The organism is Lysinibacillus sp. NPDC056959 (assembly GCF_042674095.1).
Classification (GTDB): domain Bacteria; phylum Bacillota; class Bacilli; order Bacillales_A; family Planococcaceae; genus Lysinibacillus; species Lysinibacillus zambalensis.
In genome coordinates this window covers 57131-76251 of the sequence record NZ_JBHURE010000010.1, presented here as the reverse complement: position 1 = coordinate 76251, position 19121 = coordinate 57131, and the positions used below count along the sequence as shown (strand labels likewise).

Annotated in this window: 20 protein-coding genes; 18 read left to right on the top strand and 2 right to left on the bottom strand. The window is 37.6% G+C overall.

Annotated elements, in window-relative coordinates:
- Positions 1 to 24: 24 nt before the first annotated feature.
- A complete protein-coding gene (locus ACFTQ7_RS13575) occupies positions 25 to 1488 on the bottom strand; it encodes a TcaA 3rd/4th domain-containing protein (protein ID WP_386829345.1) in 1464 nt (487 codons plus the stop codon).
- A 138-nt stretch (positions 1489 to 1626) separates the two neighbouring features.
- Between ACFTQ7_RS13575 and ACFTQ7_RS13570 the strand changes: the two genes are divergently transcribed.
- From ACFTQ7_RS13570 to ACFTQ7_RS13515, 12 genes are all read left to right on the top strand, one after another.
- Complete coding sequence (locus tag ACFTQ7_RS13570; RefSeq protein WP_386829343.1) at positions 1627 to 2049, top strand: zinc ribbon domain-containing protein; 423 nt, start codon at positions 1627 to 1629, stop codon at positions 2047 to 2049.
- On the top strand, positions 2049 to 3629 hold the full coding sequence (locus ACFTQ7_RS13565) for a hypothetical protein (RefSeq protein ID WP_386829341.1): 1581 nt from the start codon (positions 2049 to 2051) through the stop codon (positions 3627 to 3629). The genes ACFTQ7_RS13570 and ACFTQ7_RS13565 overlap by 1 nt, the downstream gene beginning before the upstream one ends.
- A gap of 113 nt (positions 3630 to 3742) precedes the next feature.
- Entirely contained in the window at positions 3743 to 4645 is a 903-nt protein-coding gene (xerD, locus tag ACFTQ7_RS13560) for a site-specific tyrosine recombinase XerD (RefSeq protein WP_079560699.1), read from the top strand.
- A gap of 75 nt (positions 4646 to 4720) precedes the next feature.
- On the top strand, positions 4721 to 5902 hold the full coding sequence (gene deoB / locus ACFTQ7_RS13555; protein ID WP_386829340.1) for a phosphopentomutase: 1182 nt from the start codon (positions 4721 to 4723) through the stop codon (positions 5900 to 5902).
- Positions 5903 to 5916: 14 nt separating this feature from the next.
- Complete coding sequence (locus ACFTQ7_RS13550) at positions 5917 to 7167, top strand: thymidine phosphorylase (RefSeq protein ID WP_386829338.1); 1251 nt, start codon at positions 5917 to 5919, stop codon at positions 7165 to 7167.
- Positions 7168 to 7244: 77 nt separating this feature from the next.
- A complete protein-coding gene (locus ACFTQ7_RS13545; RefSeq protein WP_386829336.1) occupies positions 7245 to 7745 on the top strand; it encodes a hypothetical protein in 501 nt (166 codons plus the stop codon).
- Between the two features lie 149 nt (positions 7746 to 7894).
- Positions 7895 to 8248 (top strand): anti-sigma F factor antagonist, encoded by a 354-nt coding sequence (spoIIAA, locus tag ACFTQ7_RS13540; protein ID WP_079560712.1) that lies wholly within the window; start codon positions 7895 to 7897, stop codon positions 8246 to 8248.
- Positions 8241 to 8681, top strand: coding sequence for an anti-sigma F factor (spoIIAB, locus tag ACFTQ7_RS13535; protein WP_386829335.1), 441 nt, complete (start codon positions 8241 to 8243; stop codon positions 8679 to 8681). The genes spoIIAA and spoIIAB overlap by 8 nt, the downstream gene beginning before the upstream one ends.
- Positions 8682 to 8739: 58 nt before the next feature.
- A complete protein-coding gene (sigF, locus tag ACFTQ7_RS13530) occupies positions 8740 to 9483 on the top strand; it encodes an RNA polymerase sporulation sigma factor SigF (RefSeq protein ID WP_206700774.1) in 744 nt (247 codons plus the stop codon).
- Positions 9484 to 9498: 15 nt separating this feature from the next.
- Positions 9499 to 10947, top strand: coding sequence for a spore germination protein (locus ACFTQ7_RS13525; RefSeq protein ID WP_386829334.1), 1449 nt, complete (start codon positions 9499 to 9501; stop codon positions 10945 to 10947).
- A 236-nt stretch (positions 10948 to 11183) separates the two neighbouring features.
- Positions 11184 to 12503 (top strand): diaminopimelate decarboxylase, encoded by a 1320-nt coding sequence (gene lysA / locus ACFTQ7_RS13520; protein ID WP_349659607.1) that lies wholly within the window; start codon positions 11184 to 11186, stop codon positions 12501 to 12503.
- 199 nt (positions 12504 to 12702) lie between these two features.
- The gene (locus ACFTQ7_RS13515; protein WP_349659606.1) at positions 12703 to 13077 is read left to right on the top strand and encodes a GNAT family N-acetyltransferase; all 375 of its coding nucleotides are present in this window, start codon (positions 12703 to 12705) and stop codon (positions 13075 to 13077) included.
- On the opposite strand, the gene ACFTQ7_RS13510 is transcribed toward ACFTQ7_RS13515, so the two are convergent.
- On the bottom strand, positions 13071 to 13577 hold the full coding sequence (locus ACFTQ7_RS13510; protein ID WP_349659605.1) for a DUF309 domain-containing protein: 507 nt from the start codon (positions 13575 to 13577) through the stop codon (positions 13071 to 13073). The genes ACFTQ7_RS13515 and ACFTQ7_RS13510 overlap by 7 nt on opposite strands.
- 55 nt (positions 13578 to 13632) lie before the next feature.
- Between ACFTQ7_RS13510 and ACFTQ7_RS13505 the strand changes: the two genes are divergently transcribed.
- The 6 genes from ACFTQ7_RS13505 to resA all read left to right on the top strand — a co-directional run bounded on the left by ACFTQ7_RS13505 (position 13633) and on the right by resA (position 19116).
- Complete coding sequence (locus ACFTQ7_RS13505; RefSeq protein WP_349659604.1) at positions 13633 to 14412, top strand: segregation/condensation protein A; 780 nt, start codon at positions 13633 to 13635, stop codon at positions 14410 to 14412.
- Positions 14384 to 14977, top strand: coding sequence for an SMC-Scp complex subunit ScpB (gene scpB / locus ACFTQ7_RS13500; protein WP_386829433.1), 594 nt, complete (start codon positions 14384 to 14386; stop codon positions 14975 to 14977). Before ACFTQ7_RS13505 ends, scpB begins: the two co-directional genes overlap by 29 nt.
- Positions 14978 to 15068: 91 nt before the next feature.
- Entirely contained in the window at positions 15069 to 16136 is a 1068-nt protein-coding gene (locus tag ACFTQ7_RS13495) for a D-alanyl-D-alanine carboxypeptidase family protein (RefSeq protein WP_386829331.1), read from the top strand.
- Between the two features lie 536 nt (positions 16137 to 16672).
- Positions 16673 to 16957: a hypothetical protein gene (locus ACFTQ7_RS13490; protein ID WP_386829329.1), complete on the top strand. Its 285-nt coding sequence runs from the start codon at positions 16673 to 16675 to the stop codon at positions 16955 to 16957.
- A gap of 541 nt (positions 16958 to 17498) precedes the next feature.
- Complete coding sequence (locus tag ACFTQ7_RS13485) at positions 17499 to 18230, top strand: pseudouridine synthase (protein ID WP_349659600.1); 732 nt, start codon at positions 17499 to 17501, stop codon at positions 18228 to 18230.
- A 352-nt stretch (positions 18231 to 18582) separates the two neighbouring features.
- Entirely contained in the window at positions 18583 to 19116 is a 534-nt protein-coding gene (gene resA, locus ACFTQ7_RS13480; RefSeq protein ID WP_197144490.1) for a thiol-disulfide oxidoreductase ResA, read from the top strand.
- The last annotated feature ends 5 nt before the right edge of the window (positions 19117 to 19121 follow it).

Sequence of the window (19121 nt, the reverse complement as noted above, 5' to 3'; positions counted from 1 at the left end):
TTTATGACTTTTTGGGACGTTTTTTTAATCTGAAATTTTAGTTTTAATAACTTTTGAACGGTCTTGGATGTCTGTAATCAGTAATCTATTATTTGATAGTTTCATTGTGTAACGTTTTTCGCGCTGGTATGACCAAGTACCATCTTCTGTTAGGTAAAAATCAAAAATTTCCGTCGAATCAAGAATGATTGTTGATGGATCCGTAGCATATACCTTGTCAATCATATTAGACTTGAAATCATAGGAATAGTAATCAAAAGTGATATGATCCGTTACGAATTTACTGTAATCTCTTCGTATTTGTGTACCCTCTAAAAAATAATCCTGAACATAACTAAAATCAGCATTATCTAAAGCGTACTTGTAGTTATTACGAAAATCATAGAAGAGGGAGCGAGCCACGTCTTCATATTCAGAAAGGAAAGTTTGCAATGCTTGTTGGTTTGCTTTTTTTTCGGCTTCAGCTCTTTGTTTAGTCTGTATAGAGCCAAATTGAAGATGATGTTGCGGATTATTTAATGTTATTATTTCGGATTTCTCTTCTTGACCATCTTGACCTTTTTTAACAGCATGTACTTTAACAGAATCATCTAGTTTTGCAGTGAAAAGCTTAACATCTTGTGCTTTTTTTCCCGTACTTTTTCCGTTGATAAATACAATTGCATCTTCAATATCAGATGTAAGATGTACCTGATAATCTGCAAGATCTATTGAAAGCATTTTTTTGTTCTCTTCATTATTAGAAATTATTAGCTGATCTTTAATTTCATTTTGAAAATATTCATCTTTTAACGCTAAACTATAATTGTAAATTCCAGGGGCGAACTTACCGACTTTTTCTGTTTCATCAGATAAATCAGTAGAAACCAATTCTCCTAATTTAAATTTTGTGTCAAGTTTAACAGGACTAATAGTATGTACACTTAATTCAATTGGTTGAATATCAAATGTATATTTTTTGTAGAATATTAAGAAATTGTTTTCTTTTATCGTAATTAGTTTCGAATCATCCTTATTTGTTACAGGTTCGGTATAACCTTTTTCCATATATTCATTCAAATTTTCCTCTAACACAGGATTAATATTTTTTGTCCAATTTTGATCCTTCATATAATTATAAAATGCTTTATTATCAATGATTGTATCTTCAGGAAATCGGAATGATTGGGCGAATTTTTCATAATTTTCATCAGAAAAATAATTGTTCAGATCAGCTAGCTGTTTTTTAGGGTCTATCTGGCTTTTAATAATAAAATGCCCACCGATTAGCAATGCTAGTATAGCAAAAATACTACTAATGATAACCTTTTTTGTTGTGCTCATAGGTTCTTTTTTGTGGGATGTTTCTGAGAAATAGGTTTGTTGTTTTGGGACGTTTGCTATAATTTCTGATTCCTCAGAACGAGTAGGTGGGAGTTTAGTACCACATTCTAAACAAAATTTCTCGTTCGATATTACTTGTTTTCCACAACTCTGACATTCGCGCATTATAAAACTCCTTTTTTGTAAATATAATATAAATATACCATGTAAAATGGAAGAATAAAGAATAACTTATTGAAAAAATAATAAAAAATGGATACTATTAGGGATGGTAACAACAGAAATAGTGAAGGAAGTGTATATATGATTGATATGAAAGATATAAGTACAATGGAGTTAAAGGATTTAAAAAATGGCTTAAAATTGGCGAAAGATAAGCGAATGGAACTGATTGTTAAATTAGGAGAATTGGTTCATTTACAATTATTAAATCAAGAACTCAATCATGATGAATTGTCAGAGATTTCTTTAGGAATTGCGTCGCAGGATCGCTTAATCTACCGATATGGTAAGCAGATAGCAAATATAAACGCGGCATCACAACAATGTTCAAAATGCATGCAACAACTTGGCGGGAATGCAAAATTCTGCGGGAATTGTGGTACATTGAATCCTACTTATATTGATCCAAATACTGTGTATAAATCATGCCAAAGCTGTTCTGAAGAAATACATGAATCCGCTTTATTTTGTCCATGCTGTGGTATGAAACAGGGGGCACTATAATGACTTGTAGGCATTGTCACGAGCAACATCCTAATTATTTTACATATTGCCCTAAGACAAATGGAGTTATTGAGAAAGAGCCATTTAAACATACATATGCAACGAATGATTTTTGCTTATCTTGTGGCACAAAAAACGAAGAATCAGGCTCGTTTTGTAGTCAATGTGGTGAGATAACTATTAAAAGAGTTGAGCAAAAAACGACATTCAATAAAGTAATAAGCGAAACGTTAAAAAATGTGAATGTACCAAACATGGGGAATATAAAAGGTCAAGAATTAAAGAATGCTTCAAAGGAAAAAGTGAATTTCTTTAAAAATAACCCATTATTTTTTGTTCCTATTGTTGTGTCCATTTTGTTAATATTTATGTTTACATTCATTGCAAAAAATAGCTTGCTAGATGTAGTAACGGCTGATTTAGATCATGAAGAATCAGCGATCGTTAAAGCAATTATGAGTGACCCTTCAGAGTTAGAGGATAATATATATAAAGAGTTTGGTGTCAGACTAAATATACCTAAAATACTTTCACTTCCAAGCTTAGTGACAGTAGTTCATAATGTTAAAGCAGAATGGAATGTTGTTTTAGACGCAGGTTTTACTAATAATTCTTTGCATATATCTATGGACAATGTGTTATTTGGGCTAATGTTCATTCCTTTCATTGCTTTAGTAATAGGTGGTGTAATTTACGGTATTCTTGCACGGAAAAATAATTGGCCTTTGTATCAAGGGATTCTTTATTCAACAATTGTCTATGTTATTGTGATGTTAGTTATTTCTTTCATATCAAAGTTCAGTACAAAGCTTGGTCAAGTAGAAACTAAAGGGCTATTTATGATTGACGCGTCAATGAATTATTCTGTTTTGGATATGATTCTCTCGGCGACTATTTTATCAATTGTAATATTTGGGTTTGCAGCAATTTTAACTTACTTTAATAAATCTATTATTGAAAAATTAAGCTATCAAGTAAAATATGTGCAGTATGCTATGTTTTCGGTAGCCATTACATTAATTGGGTTGCTTATTAATTTCTCGAACATTTATTTTAGTTTGGATAAAAATGTTTTAGAATCAGAAACTGTTTCAATTTTTAGCAGTATTTATATGGGGACTTGGAATTGGATATGTACGTTCTTTTCAAAGCTTCACATGAATGCATCACTAGATGGTTTTTCAGAGAACATCACTTACAGCCTTTTTGATAATGAAAAATCTGAAGTATATCAGTCTTATTTATATAATAGTTTATTTGAAGGGGAAAAATATTCGTTATTGCCATCATTTATTTTAGTACTAATCACGATCGTATTGATAAGTGCAGCTGGCTATATATTATATATTGTCCATCGTATGAATTGGAAAGAATGTTTGATTTTTGCAGGTTTGTTTACAGCGTTACAGTTAATGATTATTTATTTTGTGAATATCCAGCTCGATTTTACAGCTTCCGATGGTTACATCCAGTTTTCATTTTCATTTGATATCATTTTGACAGCTTTACTTGTTTTGATCGTCTCTTCTGCAAGTTTTGCCGCAGGTGGTTATTTGCGACAGTATCAATTAAAAAAATAAATGAACTACCTCTCTTACACGATGCGTGAAGGGAGGTTTTTTTTGTGGAGCAAGCATTTGGTTTATTGAACATGTTAATATGGAAGATAGTAGAATGTTAAGGGGGCGCTATGATGAATGAATTTCAATATGCAATAGAGGATTATATCCATTTTATCCAAGTAGAGCGACAATTATCTGATAATACATTAGCATCCTATCGCCGAGACTTAGAAAATTACGTGAATTTTTTGCGGGAAACGGAAGGGATGTCTGACTTTCGTAAAGTGGAAAGGACGACCATTTTGCGTCATTTAGAGCAGTTGCGAATGCAAGGAAAGACAAGTCGTACTGTTGCCCGCCATATCTCCTCCATTCGTAGTTTTCACCAATTTTTACTTCGAGAAAAGCGAGCTGAAACAGATCCGACAGTTCATTTAGAAATGCCAATCATTGAGCAAAAGCTACCAAATGTCCTCTCAATTGAAGAAATTGAAGCTATATTAGCGTCACCAAATCGAAGCAAACCACAGGGCATTCGGGATGTGGCAATGCTAGAACTATTATATGGGTCAGGGATGCGCATTAGTGAACTAATTGCATTGGATTTAACTGATATTCACCTAACGATGGGCTTTGTGCGTGTTTTTGGTAAGGGAGGCAAGGAGCGAATCATTCCCCTTGGAAAAAGCGCGCTTTCTGCATTAAGTACTTATTTAGATGGCGCACGGAGTCAATTACAAGGAAAGTACCCAAAAACGGATGCTTTTTTTATTAATCAAAGAGGAAAACGTTTAACAAGGCAAGGTTGTTGGAAATTAATGAAGGAGCATGCTTTAAAAGCAGGCATCCAACATGAACTAACACCACATACATTACGCCATTCTTTCGCAACGCATTTAGTGGAGAACGGTGCGGATTTACGTGCAGTACAGGAGATGCTTGGGCATGCGGATATTTCCACAACGCAAATTTATACACATATTAGTAAATCCCGACTATCAGAGGTTTATAAGCAATTTCATCCACGTGCTTAAAATTAGTAGGAGGTCTGACCTTTATTTTTCGAGCTTTTTTGGTAAAATAGAGACATGAGAGTAGGAGGCAAAATTATGAATAAACCATTTAAGAAAATCCATGTAGTTGTATTGGACTCAGTTGGGATTGGTGAAGCTCCAGACGCAGCGAATTTTGGAGATGTAGGTTCACATACTCTTGGACATATCGCTGAAAAAATGAATGGGCTTACAATGCCACATATGGAGTCTTTCGGCTTAGCGAATATTGAACCATTACAAGGTATACAAGCTACTGACAAACCAAAAGCGTTCTACGGAAAAATGCAAGAAGCATCTGTTGGTAAAGATACGATGACAGGGCACTGGGAAATCATGGGGTTAAATATCGATAAACCGTTTAAGGTATATCCGGAAGGGTTCCCAGCTGAGCTTATTGCAGAGCTTGAAAAACGTACAGGCCGCAAAGTTCTTTGCAATCAACCTGCAAGCGGAACACAAGTAATCGAGGACTTTGGCAAGGAACATATGGAGACAGGAGCGATTATTGTCTATACATCTGCTGACCCTGTTTTGCAAATTGCTGCACATGAGGAAATTATTCCATTAGAGGAATTATATAAAATTTGTGAAATTGCTCGTGAGCTAACATTACAACCAGAATATTTAGTTGGTCGTGTAATTGCTCGTCCATTTATCGGTACACCTGGAAACTTCGCGCGTACTTCTAATCGTCATGACTATGCGTTAAAACCATTTGGTCGTACAACGATGAATGTCTTACAGGATGCAGGTTTAGACGTTATCGCAATTGGGAAAATTTCTGATATTTTCAACGGTGAAGGCGTTACTGATGCAGTACGTACGAAAAATAATACAGATGGTATGGATAAATTTGCAGAGGTAGTACGTCGTGATTTCCATGGTATAAGCTTCTTGAACTTAGTAGACTTTGATGCGAATTTTGGGCATCGTCGTGACCCTATAGGCTATGGTAACGCATTACAAGAATTTGATGCACGTTTACCAGAGATTACTGAGGTAATGACAGAAGATGATCTACTAATCATTACAGCGGACCACGGAAATGACCCAACATTCCCAGGGACAGACCATACACGTGAATATGTACCGTTAATTGTTTATTCACCACGCTTTAATGGTGGTAGTGAGCTAGCACTTCGTGAAACTTTTGCAGATATCGCAGCGACAGTTGCAGAAAACTTCAAAGTAGAAGCACCAAAGTTTGGTAAAAGCTTCTTAAATGATCTGAAGTAAGGGGGATTATAGATATGAATATGGCACAGCTGTTTGAAAAGAAAAAGCAAGGCAAAGAGCTATCACAGGCTGAAATACAGTATTTTGTAGAGGGTTACACTACTGGTGCAATTCCTGATTATCAAGCAAGTTCCCTACTAATGGCAATCCGTTTATTGGGCATGACATATGATGAAACATTTTATTTAACAAAAGCAATGATAGAATCTGGAGATGTTATTGATTTATCATCTATTGAAGGTTTTAAAATTGATAAGCATTCAACTGGCGGTGTAGGCGATAAAGTTACACTAATTGTCACTCCGATCATTGCTGCACTAGATATACCTGTGGCAAAATTCAGTGGTAAGGGTCTAGGCATTACAGGTGGGACAATCGATAAATTAGAATCGATTCGTGGCTTTAAAACAGAGCTTTCATCACAAGAATTTATCGATAATGTCAATCAACATAAAATTGCAGTTGCTGGTCAAACAGGCAACCTTGTACCAGCTGACAAAAAATTGTATGCGTTGCGAGATGTGACAGGTACTGTCGATTCAACTCCACTTATTGCCGCGTCTATCATGAGTAAGAAAATAGCAAGTGGTGCAGACGGCATTGTACTAGATGTTAAATGTGGCTCAGGTGCATTTATGAAAACAGAAGAAGAAGCACAAGTTTTAGCTGATACGATGACTGCAATCGGTGAAAAGCTAGGACGTAAAGTAGTCGCGCATATTAGTGATATGGATAATCCACTAGGTAAAATGATTGGCAATAAGCTTGAAGTAGTAGAAGCAGTTGCTTTATTAAATAGACGTATGGACGAAACGCACGAAGACTTGCTAGAAGAATGTATTATTATCTCTTCGCTGATGTACCAAGTTGCAGCTGGAGTGAATGAGGCCGAAGCAACAGCGGCTGTTAAACGCGTATTAGAAGATGGTTCAGCCGCTGCAAAATTCGAGGAATTTATCGTAGCACAGGGCGGCGATTTAGCAGATATCCTACAAAAAGACACAGCAAATAAAGTAGCTGTTAACGCATCTGCTGAAGGTACTGTAGGGACGATTAACGCACTATTAATCGGAGAAGCTAGCGTTGGTCTTGGTGCAGGCCGATTAACGAAGGAATCAGAGCTTGATTATGATGCCGGTATTCAATTGGTTGCCAAAAAAGGTGACAACGTTCGTACTGGCGAAACGATTGCTTATTTATATTCAAATGGTCAAATTGATGAGGAAACAATCGAAAAAGTACAGAAAGCTTATACAATTGCATAAATAAATATGAAAGCGAGAATTCTCTTTAATAAAAGGGGATTCTCGCTTTTTTGTTCTGAAAAGCGAAGGGTGGAGCGGTGGAACCTAGAGTTAGAGCGGCGGGAAGAAGGGCTGAAGCGACGGAAAGAAGAGTCCAGGCGACGGAAAGAAAAGCTGAAGCGACGGAAAGTAGGGCCGAAACGAAGGAAAGAAGTCAGAACGATGGAAAGAAGAGTCCAAGCGACGGAAGAAAAGCCAAAATCGTGGATAGAACCGCCAAAGTCGTGGATAGAATGGTCAAAGTCGTGGATAGAACCGCCAAAGTCGTGGATAGAACCGCCAAAGTCGTGGATAGAACCACCAAAGCCACCGAAGAACCGCCCAACCCTCTTCGACAGACAGACCCGTTACCCGGCTCCGACACCCCCGCCCGCCCCGGCGGCCACCCCCCGCTCCGAAGGCCAAAACCGGTCACCACGCTTCGACATACAAAACCGCTCCCCTGCCCCTCCCTGACAACCACTACCACCAAATTTCTACTCACGCCTCTCACCTCTAACATAATAATAATTCTTGTGAAAAGTGTCAGCTATGTTTAAAAAATGTTGATTTATCCCATACTGCAAATAACCTAAAAAGCTATAAGTATGTCGATTTGCCACTATTTCGGAAGACTTTGCACTAGTTCTGTCAGCCGCAAGGAATCACCACATTGAATGTGGAATTGCACGAGGAGGAGGCGATGTTCATGCATTTTCAGTTAGAAATGGTAACAAGAGAGACAGTGGTTATACGTTTATTTGGGGAGCTCGATCATCATGCAGTAGAGCAAATTCGAGCTAAAATTTCTACAGCAATTTTTCAAGGTACTGTAACGACTATTATTTGGAATCTAGAGGGGCTTTCTTTTATGGATAGTTCAGGTGTAGGTTTAGTGCTTGGTCGGATGCGTGAGTTAGAGGCAGTCGCTGGGCGGACGATATTATTGAATCCATCGCCGACAATGCGAAAAGTATTTCAATTTTCAGGTTTAGGGCCGTGGATGATGGAAGCAACAGAAGAAGAAGCGATTGATCGAGTTAGGGGGATTGTAAATGGATAACGAAATGACATTAACTTTTTTAGCAATTAGTGAAAATGAAGCCTTGGCGCGTGTAGCTGTGACCGGCTTTATCGCACAATTAGATCCAACTATTGATGAGCTATCCGAATTTAAAACGGTTGTTTCAGAGGCCGTTTCTAATGCCATTATTCACGGTTATGAAGAGGATGGTAAGGGTGTTGTTACAGTTCATGCAAAGCGTGAGGATGAAATTGTAACGGTGTCTGTTATGGATAAAGGGTTAGGTATAGAGGATGTAAGTCGGGCAATGGAGCCGTTGTTTACGACGAAAAGTGAGATGGAACGTTCGGGTATGGGCTTTACTATTATGGATAGTTTTTCAGATCAGTTGACAGTCATGTCCAAGTGGCAAGAAGGTACAACTGTCACATTTACGAAAAAATTTTACTCGGTTCGCACACCGGTAATGTGAGGCTGCGATTGTGAAGCCGCTAGAACAGTCGTCCGATAAGCTATTGTCACAGGGAGAAATGCGAGATTTAATTGCGCGTGCACAACAGGGCGATCATGAGGCTCGTAAACGAATGATTGAAGGGAATACGAGGCTTGTGTGGTCTATTGTCCAACGCTTTACAAGCAGGGGCGTGGAGCTCGAGGATTTGTTTCAAATTGGCTGCATCGGGCTTATGAAGTCTGTGGATAAATTTGATCTAACGTATGATGTTAAATTTTCGACATATGCTGTACCAATGATCATCGGAGAAATTCAGCGCTTTCTAAGGGATGATGGAATGGTGAAGGTTAGCCGTTCTATTCGTGAGCTTAATTTTAAAATTCGTCATGCAACTGATGAATTCATTAAAAATAATGAGCATCCACCAACCATTCATGAATTAGCGCAAGTTCTTGGTGTTACAACTGAGGAAATTGTAACAGCTTCAGATGCATTGAGAGATCCAGCTTCCTTGCATGAACAATTGTATGAGAGTGAAGGGGATTCTATTACATTAATGGATCAGATGAAGGACGAAAAATCTGAGCAGCCATTTGACTATATTCCACTAAAAGAGGTGCTCACAAGGCTTGAGCCTAGAGAGCAATCCATTATTTATTTACGATATTTCTCAGATTGTACCCAAACTGAAATTGCCAACAGGCTAGGCATATCACAAGTTCAGGTATCACGATTAGAGAAAAAAATTCTTGCCCAATTGAAAACTTGGATGGCCACAAGTGCCACAGTTGAAGAGGAAGAAGTAAAAAAAGACATTTAAGAAAATGGTGACAGCATGACAGATAAAGATAAACTATTTAACAGCTTAGAAGAAGCCGAAGATTTTCTTAAAGAACAGTTTGGAGACGGCGAATCATTTGACATTAGCATAAAGCATCTGTTTGTCAAAGATTTGCCGGTTCTTTGCGCATATGTAACCGGACTTGTGGATGGAGTTGTGTTAACGCAATTACTCACTAATATGTTGCCTGATGAGGACGTTGATATTGAGGATGAAAAGGAGTATTTTGAAGCCTATTTCAATTACCAAGGTCGTTCAGAGGAAACAAAGCGTGAAGCCATTTTATTAGCGATATTAAGTGGGCAAGTAGTCTTTATAACTAAAAGTGGTTACGGTTTTGTTGCAGAGATACGAAGTTATCCAGGACGTTCCCCAGAGGAGCCTGACAATGAAAAGGTAATTCGAGGATCTAGGGACGGTTTTGTTGAAGGTATTTCTCAAAATACTGCTTTGATTCGTCGACGAATTCGCAATAGTAATTTACGTTTCGAGCTACATAAAATATCCGAAATTGGTCAAACCGATGTCGCTCTAGCGTTTATAAAAGGTATTGCGAATGATGAAACGCTCGATAAATTGCGACGGCGCATTGCACAAATTCATCATGATGGTTTGACTATGACTGATAAATCATTAGAAGAATGGCTGTTTAAACAGAAGTTCCATCCAGTTCCTTTTGTACGTTATACGGAACGACCAGATATTACCGCAGCACATTTACTTGAAGGCCATATAGCCATTATTGTCGATACGTCTCCTTCTGTCATTCTTGTACCTGCAACTGCTTTTCATTTGTTGCAGCATGCTGAGGAGTATAGACAAGCGCCAACAGTCGGAACCTTTGTCCGTTTTATGCGCTATTTCGGAGCGATTATGGGTTTATTATTATTGCCATTATGGTATTTATGTGCAACGCACGGGGTATTTTTACCAGATGGGCTATCCTTTTTAGGTGCTAAGGAAAAATCACATATCCCACTTTTGCTACAAGTACTTATTGGTGATATTGGGATAGAGTTTTTGAGGATGGCCGCCATTCATACCCCATCACCATTATCCACTGCGATGGGGTTGGTTGCAGGTGTAATTATTGGTCAAATCGCTATTGATGTTGGGGTATTTACGCCAGAGGTAGTGTTATATACAGCCGTTTCAGCTATTCTGACATTTATTATTCCATCTTATGAGCTGGGTATTTCCATTAAACTCTTTAGACTAGTGCTGTTAATAATGACTGGAATTTGGGGAGTTAATGGGTTATTTATCGGGATCTTCATAATATTTACGTATTTATGTTCATTACGTCCGATGCAAGCGCCATATTTATGGCCACTTATTCCGTTCTTCCCAAATGCGATGCTTCGCGTACTTGTTCGTTTCCCGATGACAGCTGATGCATTGAGGCCATATGTTGTCGACTCCCAACAGCGAAAAAGATCATAGAAGCCGTTGCACTCGTTTTTTTCATGTGATAAAGTTCACATATAGTATTTTGTGATTTTTGCGAAAATTGTCTTCATTCATCAAAAGCTTCACCACGTGCTAAAACATATGTGGCAACTTGTTGAATGAAGCAATATCCCTCTAAATAAGGATTGTAGGCTAAATTGCCCGAAATCTTTCTAAAATGAGGTGCAATGTATCACATGATGGAACGATGTGAAAAGGGAGAGATGCACATGCATTTATATGGAACACAAGCGATTTCTGAAGATGGTCATTTAACGATTGGACAGGTAGATACATTAGAGCTTGCAAAAGAGTATGGTACACCTTTATTTGTGTATGATACAGCACTTATTCGTAAGCGTGCGCGCGGCTTTATAGATACGTTTAAAAAACTAGGTGTAAAAGCAGAAGTAGCTTATGCTTCAAAAGCATTCGCATGTGTAGCTGTGTACCAATTAGCGGCAGAAGAAAATTTATCTTTAGATGTTGTCTCTGGTGGAGAATTATTTACAGCTTTAAAAGCTGGATTCCCTCCGGAGCGCATTCATTTCCACGGTAATAATAAAAGCATTGCTGAACTAGAATTAGCATTTGACTCAAAAATTGGTTGTATTGTCGTGGATAACTTCTATGAAATTCAACTTTTACAAGCAATCTCAGAGCGCCGTCAGCAAAAAATGCGTATTTTACTACGTGTCACACCAGGTGTGGAGGCACATACACATGATTTCATTACGACAGGTCAAGCGGATTCAAAATTTGGCTTCGACTTAAATAATGGTCAAGCAGATGAAGCTTTCCAACAAACTTTTAAACATGAATATCTAGAGCTTCTAGGATTACACTGCCATATTGGCTCTCAAATTTTTGACACAGCGGGCTTTGGCTTAGCAGGAGAAAAACTAATTGATAAAATTTCGGATTGGAACAAGTCTCACGATTTTACGTGTACTGTGTTAAACTTAGGTGGGGGCTTCGGAATTCGTTATACTGAGGAAGATGCACCGCTTGAGCCACAAGTATATGTAGAGGATATGATTACAGTTGTAAAGACTAAAGCTACTGTACTTGGTCTAACGATGCCTGAAATTTGGATTGAACCAGGGCGATCACTTGTAGGGGATGCAGGAACATCTCTTTATACAATTGGTTCACAAAAAACAGTACCTAATGTTCGTAAATATATTGCTGTCGATGGTGGTATGAGTGATAATATCCGTCCGGCTTTATATGATGCGAAGTACGAAGCGATCATTGCGAGTAAAGCAGATGAATCGAAAAGCGAAACATATACAGTGGCTGGTAAACTTTGTGAATCAGGTGATAAATTAATTATTGATGCTAAGCTTCAAGAAGCTGCTTCTGGTGATGTGCTAGCAATCTTCTGTACTGGTGCGTATGGATATTCTATGGCGAGTAACTACAATCGTGTGCCACGACCAGCAGTTGTATTTGTAGAAGATGGCAAACATCAATTAGCAATTCGACGCGAAAGTTATGAAGATATTGTACAGAACGATCTCCCGCTAACGTTAAAAAAGGGTGAGTAAATATGAGAAAAAACAAATGGGTATTACTAGCGTCCATTTCAACTTTTATTTTGTTGTGGGGCGTTGTCTATTGGGTATTGGCGTCTAAAGGTATTCTCGGACCTGGTTCGTAAGACAGAAATGGACTTGCGGTAAAAGTACAAATCGTGTAGGATAGTCAAAGATTATGTACAGCTAGAAAATGAGGGAATAGACAAATATGTTAATTCGATATAAGAAAGCTTTCGAGAAAATAGCAATGGGGCTACTCTCGTTTATGCCTAACGAAAAAGACATAAAAAAGCTCAAAGAGACAATCCACTCCTATGAAAATGATAATAATTGGGTTTTATATTTATGGAAAAAGAACGATGAGTATGTTGGTATTGTTGGACTTGTAACAAATAGTGATAATATAGCTACGATTCAACATGTTTCCGTTGTCCCTTCATATAGAGGTGAAGGTGTTGCGAAGGAAATGCTACAGGAAGTGGCAGAACTTGGTCACTATGAAAGTGTGCTTGCAACGGAGGAAACACGTAATATTGTTCACAAATGTATAAATTGTATCGATGGAGAAGCAGACGATCATTGACGTCTGCTTTTTCTTTGTTTGCTTTCTTGACGCTCTGCAAGAATATGTGAGCGATCTCGAAGCATATGTTTATGAAGAAGATAGTTAGAGCTAGTTGATGGTAAAAGCTTCATGCGAGCAAATACTAATTCCTCCAATGTAGGTGAAAGAGGAAGCTGAAATGCTTGAAAGGACTTGCCCTTCTGGGTAGCAGAAAGTGCATCTGCTAGTTGAGTTAGTAGTATTTCGTAGTCGATTTCATCAAAAAATAAATGTCCCTTATTATATTGGAAATTTTTGAGCGATTTTTCTAATATTCGCGCAGCGCCAATATAATTGTTACGTCGCCAATGATATAAACCGGTTGCAAGCTGTACGTATCCAACGAGTGGATGCTTTTTATCACCTGGAGCAATATCTTTCCAGTATTCCTCAAGGACTTCATGGCATTCAAAAAAATCGTGATTACCATTGAAAAAAGAACAGTAGTCGATAAATAAAGTATGGTGCTGTGGATGCATTTTAGACTCCTTTCTACTATACTAAAAGAACATATAATCTCAGGGTGGTAAAACAATGTCTTATGAAGTGAAATTAGAAGCCTTTTCAGGGCCTCTTGATTTATTATTACATTTAATTAACAGATTGGAAATTGATATTTATGATATTCCAATGGCTGAAATTACTCAACAATATATCGACCATATACATGCTATGCAAGTACTGGAGTTAAATGAGGCTAGTGAATATTTAGTGATGGCAGCAACATTATTGGCTATTAAAAGTCGTATGCTTTTGCCAATCCATGAAGGTGAGCTTGACGAAGCTGAATTAGAAGTTGACGGTCCAGACCCTCGTGAAGAACTGGTGCTACGTTTAATAGAGTATAAGAAATATAAAGAAGCAGCAAGTAGCCTGCAAGAGCTTGAAACAGATCGGGCACAGGTGTTTACACGGCCACCAGCAGATTTATCTGGATTAGCCTCAGATGAGCAAATGGCGTTATTTGATTTAAACGTCAACATCTATGACATGCTTGGAGCCTTTCAAAAACTAATGCGTCGAAAAAAATTAAAAAAACCACTAAAGACAACTGTAGCAAGACAGGAACGCTCTGTGAAAGATCAAATGCGTTCGGTTGTCGATTCATTACGATTTACAGGTGGACGTGCATCATTTTTTGAGCTATTTCCCTATGAAGATAAGCCAACGCTTATTCTGACGTTTTTATCTATTCTTGAATTGATGAAACGTCAGGTAGTCATCGTAGAGCAAGATGGTAACTTTGAAGAATTAACAGTTACATTACAGAAGGAGGAATGGGATGATGACGAAAACAAAGATGCTACAGAGTAAAATAGAATCCTTATTATTTGTTGTTGGTGACGATGGCTTAACCATTAAACAATTATCACAACTTTTAGTAGAACCGGAAGAGTTAGTCGTAGAGACAATGGAGGCATTGAAAACGGCATATGAAGACGATGGATCTAGAGGTATAACGGTAAAAGAAATAGCTAGCGTTTATCAGCTTATCACAAAACCTGAACTAGCAGATACGATACAAAGATTAGTAGAAAATCCAACTGCTCAATCATTATCTCAAGCTTCACTTGAAGTATTGGCGATCGTGGCATACAAACAGCCAATTACACGCGTAACAATTGAAGATTTGCGTGGTGTGAAATGTGAAAGACCAATACAGACTCTCGCTTCTAGGGGGTTAATTAAGGAAGTGGGTCGCTCAGAAGGGACAGGACGTGCAATCTTATATGGTACAACGAAAGAATTCTTAAACTACTTTGGTTTAAATAGTATAGAAGAAATGCCGTCTTTACCTGAAGATGAGCTAGTTGAAGCAGAGCAAGAAACAGATTTATTTATGACTAAATTCCAAGAAACATTTAGCGGCGTAAAGTAAATCAGTTCGGAATGAGTTAAAGGTATAAAGCTTAGCTTAAAACATAAATATAATCTATATTTTCCTATTACTTTTAATAAGGAGTGGCTCGTTGCATCGGTTAGTACGTTTAATATTGTTCATGATAGTCGTGGTAATGTTAATGCTTCCACAAACCAGTTTGGCTCGAGGTGGTAGCGGATATGCTGTCTTAGATGGTGATACGGGACGTGTTTTATATGGATCTAATAGTGATGCCCGGTTACCCATTGCAAGCTTAACAAAAATGTGGACAGCACTCGTTGTTATTGAAAATAGCAATCTTCAAGATGAAGTGGTTATTTCACCAAAGGCTGCAACGTCTGAGGGCTCGTCTATTTACTTGCAGGCAGGGGAAAAAGTAACGGTAGAAACACTGTTATATGGTTTGATGCTACGATCAGGAAATGACGCTGCAACAGCTTTAGCAGAGCATGTTGGAGGATCGGTAGAAGGGTTTGTAAAGTTAATGAATGAACGGGCTGTTGTTGCGGGTCTCGCAAATACAGTATTTATGAACCCGTCTGGCTTGCATCATGATGAGCATTTATCGTCAGCGAGGGATACTGCTGAAATGTTGAGAATAGCTCTTCAAAATAAAACTTTCAAGAAGATTGCCTCCACAGTGCTATATCGTGCCAATACGGAAAACGGGATGTTATGGGAAAATAAGCACCGTTTAATACGAGAAGGGTCTGGGGTTGCTATCGAAATAGACGATGAGACACAACCTGTCAGTGCCTTAAAAACAGCAAAAGGTTCAGCATTTGCCGGGAAAACAGGCTTTACAAAGGTAGCTGGGCGGACACTTGCAACCGCCTTCCAAAAGGATGGGCAAACGTGTATTGTTGTCACATTGAATGAATCCGATGATTGGAATCTGCATCGGAGTTTTGCCAACAAGGTTTGGGGAGATTACAGCCTTGAAACGGTAGTGAAAAAAGGTAAATATAAAGTTAATAAAAACCTATCTATTCGCTTAGAGCAACCGATTCGTTTGCAATTAAATAAAGAAGAAAAAGAAAGTGTAAGGCAAGTATTACATGTTTCTAGAAAACGTATGGAAGGTGTACTATCCATCTTTATCGGTGAAGAGCGTATTTATGCAGTGCCAGTAAAAGTTGAATCAGCGGATCGTTAAAAGCGATACGCTGATTTTTTTTATGAGATAACATTTGTGTGTCAATGCCAGTACCCTCCGTTATATTACGGTAGAGTTTGAAATAATTTTGATTTATTTAACAAATGAGAAATAATAAGGTAAAATAAAACCCGAGTGGTTTTGATTTAAAATTCCGAATTTTTAAATACTATTGAAGGTGGAGAAGTATTTATGACTACTAAATCAAACAGTAGACAGTATCAAATAGGGGTCATAATAATTTTATTCTTGTCAAGCTTTATCGCTTCTGTTATTTTCTTATATCCTGTTCAAGAATTGCTCTTTCGACCTAAGGAATCCTATTTTTTCGATCTTTTTTTTACAGCCTATATTATATTGATGGTAGTTATGATCATGTTAGCGGTCACGTTATTAGTCAATTTTTTAGTGAACCCTAAAACAAAAAAAGGAAGATTATTCAACGTGGACTCGTGGGAACATCGTTTATAATCGCTGGCGCGTTAATATTTTTATGTATGAAAAACTATCAATACATTGATACAAAAGGACTTCATATGAATCATTTTTTTAGTTTGCAAGAAGATTATATAAGCTGGGAAGATATAGTGAAGGTTGAACAGACTATTGTAGAAAAGAATGGTGTGAGTGTTCCGGAAAAACTGATTTTCACATTGCAAGATGGTTCAACAATTGAATTATCTTTATCAGGAAAGCTATCAAGCGCGAAGCAATTTATTAATAAAGAATTAAGTCCTACGGGCTTAGAATCGAAAATAAATATAGTGAACCCTAGAAATTATGAAAAGCTGCCCAAATTGGGTAGCTTTTATGTTTTATAAAGATTTCAAAGCCGATAGCAAATTTAAATGGGAAGGGTTGGTTAAAATTAGAATACGCCAAAAGTTAGGGATGACAGTTCTGTGATTTATGGACATTTTTCATTCTGCAGAATACTCCCACCTTTGAACGTGGTTCTCTTTCAATGGGGTCCTGACACTTATAGAAATAAGGGAACTCAGTGTTAGAACGCCACGTCCTGTGGCATTACTAAAATGACTGACACCGTGTTGCTCCGTCAAGCAGTCCTGGGGACAATTCGAATCCGATCACATCCAGGAAAGCACCCGGTCGGTACAAAAATCAACCCACGCTATACTGAGGATCCTTAAAATTTAAGTGCAAATTATCCAGAAACTAGTTGATGAAAATTATTTCAAATAATCTAATTACTTTCGCATAATTAGTTTTTCTTTAATAATGCATAAAAGTATGACATAATTTTCACAGATTAGCGGGAAAAATAACCTTATTCAAATTATACGAATGAGGTTTATATTTTGGTGTCTAAAACCAAGGTGAATGAAAATTAGAGGTGAAAGAATGGAAAGATTACAGAAGGTTATTGCGTATGCTGGTGTGGCGTCTAGACGTAAGGCAGAACAATTAATTGTAGAAGGTAAAGTAAAAGTGAACGGAGTCGTAGTGCGTGAGTTAGGTACAAAGGTGTCAAACTCAGATACGATAGAAGTAGAAGGCGTGAAGCTTGAGAAAGAGGATAAGGTTTATTACTTGTTATATAAACCACGTGGAACGATATCAGCTGTAACAGACGACAAAGGACGCAAAACTGTCACAGATTTGTTTAAGCATATCCCACAACGAATTTTCCCAGTTGGTCGTCTCGATTATGATACATCTGGCCTGTTGTTATTAACAAATGATGGTGAATTTTCTTATATGCTGACACATCCAAAGTTTAAAATTGACAAAACATATATTGCTCGTGTTAAAGGTGTTCCGACGATTGAGGGCTTAAAAAAGCTTCAACGTGGAATTAAGCTAGAAGATGGTAAAACAGCTCCAGCAAAAGTGAGTATGACTTCATTTGATGAAACAGCAGGTAAGGCAATTTGTGAAATTACTATTCACGAAGGACGAAATCGTCAAGTGCGTCGCATGTTTGAGGCAATAGGTACACCTGTTGTTAAACTTAAACGTGAACGCTTTGCCTTTTTAGATTTATTCGGACTAGCTCCAGGAGAATATCGTGAATTAACAAAGCATGAAGTGAAGCAATTACGAGTGCTAGCAGAGACAGGACAAATCGGATAATTAGCATTTTCTAAGAGAAAGTGAAATACTTCTATGTGTAATAGTAATGTTTTCACTTTCTTATTAGTGAAATCGTTCATAAATCATTCATAATTATTAGCTAAGCGTTTGTGTTTCCTTTTGCTATAATAGGTGAGAATAGTACACCTAATTTAGTTTTTATCCTGATGAAATCGGTTCCACAAATTATCAGGTGGTGTATGACGCACAAGTGAATGACAAATATAAAAATTGACAAACATAATAAATGGTATAAATTAGACGTTAAAAACTATACATATGAATGTTTGTAGGAAAAGCTTTGCGTCAATAGGGATTATTCTAAGCCGAAATTGATAGGGGGTTTATTAACTTGGAGAAAAAGAAAAAACGTCTCGTCATTCGTACCATTATTTTGGCAGTCTTAGTGTTAGCGATTGGTTATACGGTATACGGTACAGCGACAAAAGATAAAGTAGAGTTATTAGCAGTAGGCTCTAAAGCACCAGACTTCACGTTAGTAGATTTAAACGGTGAGAAACATAAACTGTCTGATTATAAGGGGCAGGGCGTATTTTTGAACTTCTGGGGAACATGGTGTAAGCCTTGTGAAAAGGAAATGCCTGCAATGGATCGTCAGTATAAAGCTTTTAAAGATCAGGGTGTACAAACTTTAGCGGTCAATATTGCCCAAACAGATTTTGAAGTTCAGAATTTTGTCGATAGATATGAGTTAACGTTCCCGGTAGTTATCGACAAAACGAAAAGCGTTATGACTGCCTACAATGTAGGTAATTTACCTGCAACTCTCCTTATTGATCCAGATGGTAAAGTAGCCAAAATCGTTACTGGTGAAATGACGGAGGCAAAAATTGCTTCGTACATGGAATTAGTGAAGCCAAAATAAGGAGT

Coding starts and splice junctions, on each gene's coding strand:
- sigF (WP_206700774.1), top strand. CDS start 8,740: ATGCGAGATTTAATTGCGCGTGCACAACAGGGCGATCATGAGGCTCGT.
- ACFTQ7_RS13565 (WP_386829341.1), top strand. CDS start 2,049: ATGACTTGTAGGCATTGTCACGAGCAACATCCTAATTATTTTACATAT.
- deoB (WP_386829340.1), top strand. CDS start 4,721: ATGAATAAACCATTTAAGAAAATCCATGTAGTTGTATTGGACTCAGTT.
- ACFTQ7_RS13510 (WP_349659605.1), bottom strand. CDS start 13,577: ATGCATCCACAGCACCATACTTTATTTATCGACTACTGTTCTTTTTTC.
- spoIIAA (WP_079560712.1), top strand. CDS start 7,895: ATGCATTTTCAGTTAGAAATGGTAACAAGAGAGACAGTGGTTATACGT.
- ACFTQ7_RS13575 (WP_386829345.1), bottom strand. CDS start 1,488: ATGCGCGAATGTCAGAGTTGTGGAAAACAAGTAATATCGAACGAGAAA.
- ACFTQ7_RS13525 (WP_386829334.1), top strand. CDS start 9,499: ATGACAGATAAAGATAAACTATTTAACAGCTTAGAAGAAGCCGAAGAT.
- lysA (WP_349659607.1), top strand. CDS start 11,184: ATGCATTTATATGGAACACAAGCGATTTCTGAAGATGGTCATTTAACG.
- ACFTQ7_RS13570 (WP_386829343.1), top strand. CDS start 1,627: ATGATTGATATGAAAGATATAAGTACAATGGAGTTAAAGGATTTAAAA.
- spoIIAB (WP_386829335.1), top strand. CDS start 8,241: ATGGATAACGAAATGACATTAACTTTTTTAGCAATTAGTGAAAATGAA.
- xerD (WP_079560699.1), top strand. CDS start 3,743: ATGAATGAATTTCAATATGCAATAGAGGATTATATCCATTTTATCCAA.
- ACFTQ7_RS13505 (WP_349659604.1), top strand. CDS start 13,633: ATGTCTTATGAAGTGAAATTAGAAGCCTTTTCAGGGCCTCTTGATTTA.
- ACFTQ7_RS13550 (WP_386829338.1), top strand. CDS start 5,917: ATGAATATGGCACAGCTGTTTGAAAAGAAAAAGCAAGGCAAAGAGCTA.
- ACFTQ7_RS13485 (WP_349659600.1), top strand. CDS start 17,499: ATGGAAAGATTACAGAAGGTTATTGCGTATGCTGGTGTGGCGTCTAGA.
- scpB (WP_386829433.1), top strand. CDS start 14,384: ATGACGAAAACAAAGATGCTACAGAGTAAAATAGAATCCTTATTATTT.
- ACFTQ7_RS13490 (WP_386829329.1), top strand. CDS start 16,673: ATGAATCATTTTTTTAGTTTGCAAGAAGATTATATAAGCTGGGAAGAT.
- ACFTQ7_RS13515 (WP_349659606.1), top strand. CDS start 12,703: ATGTTAATTCGATATAAGAAAGCTTTCGAGAAAATAGCAATGGGGCTA.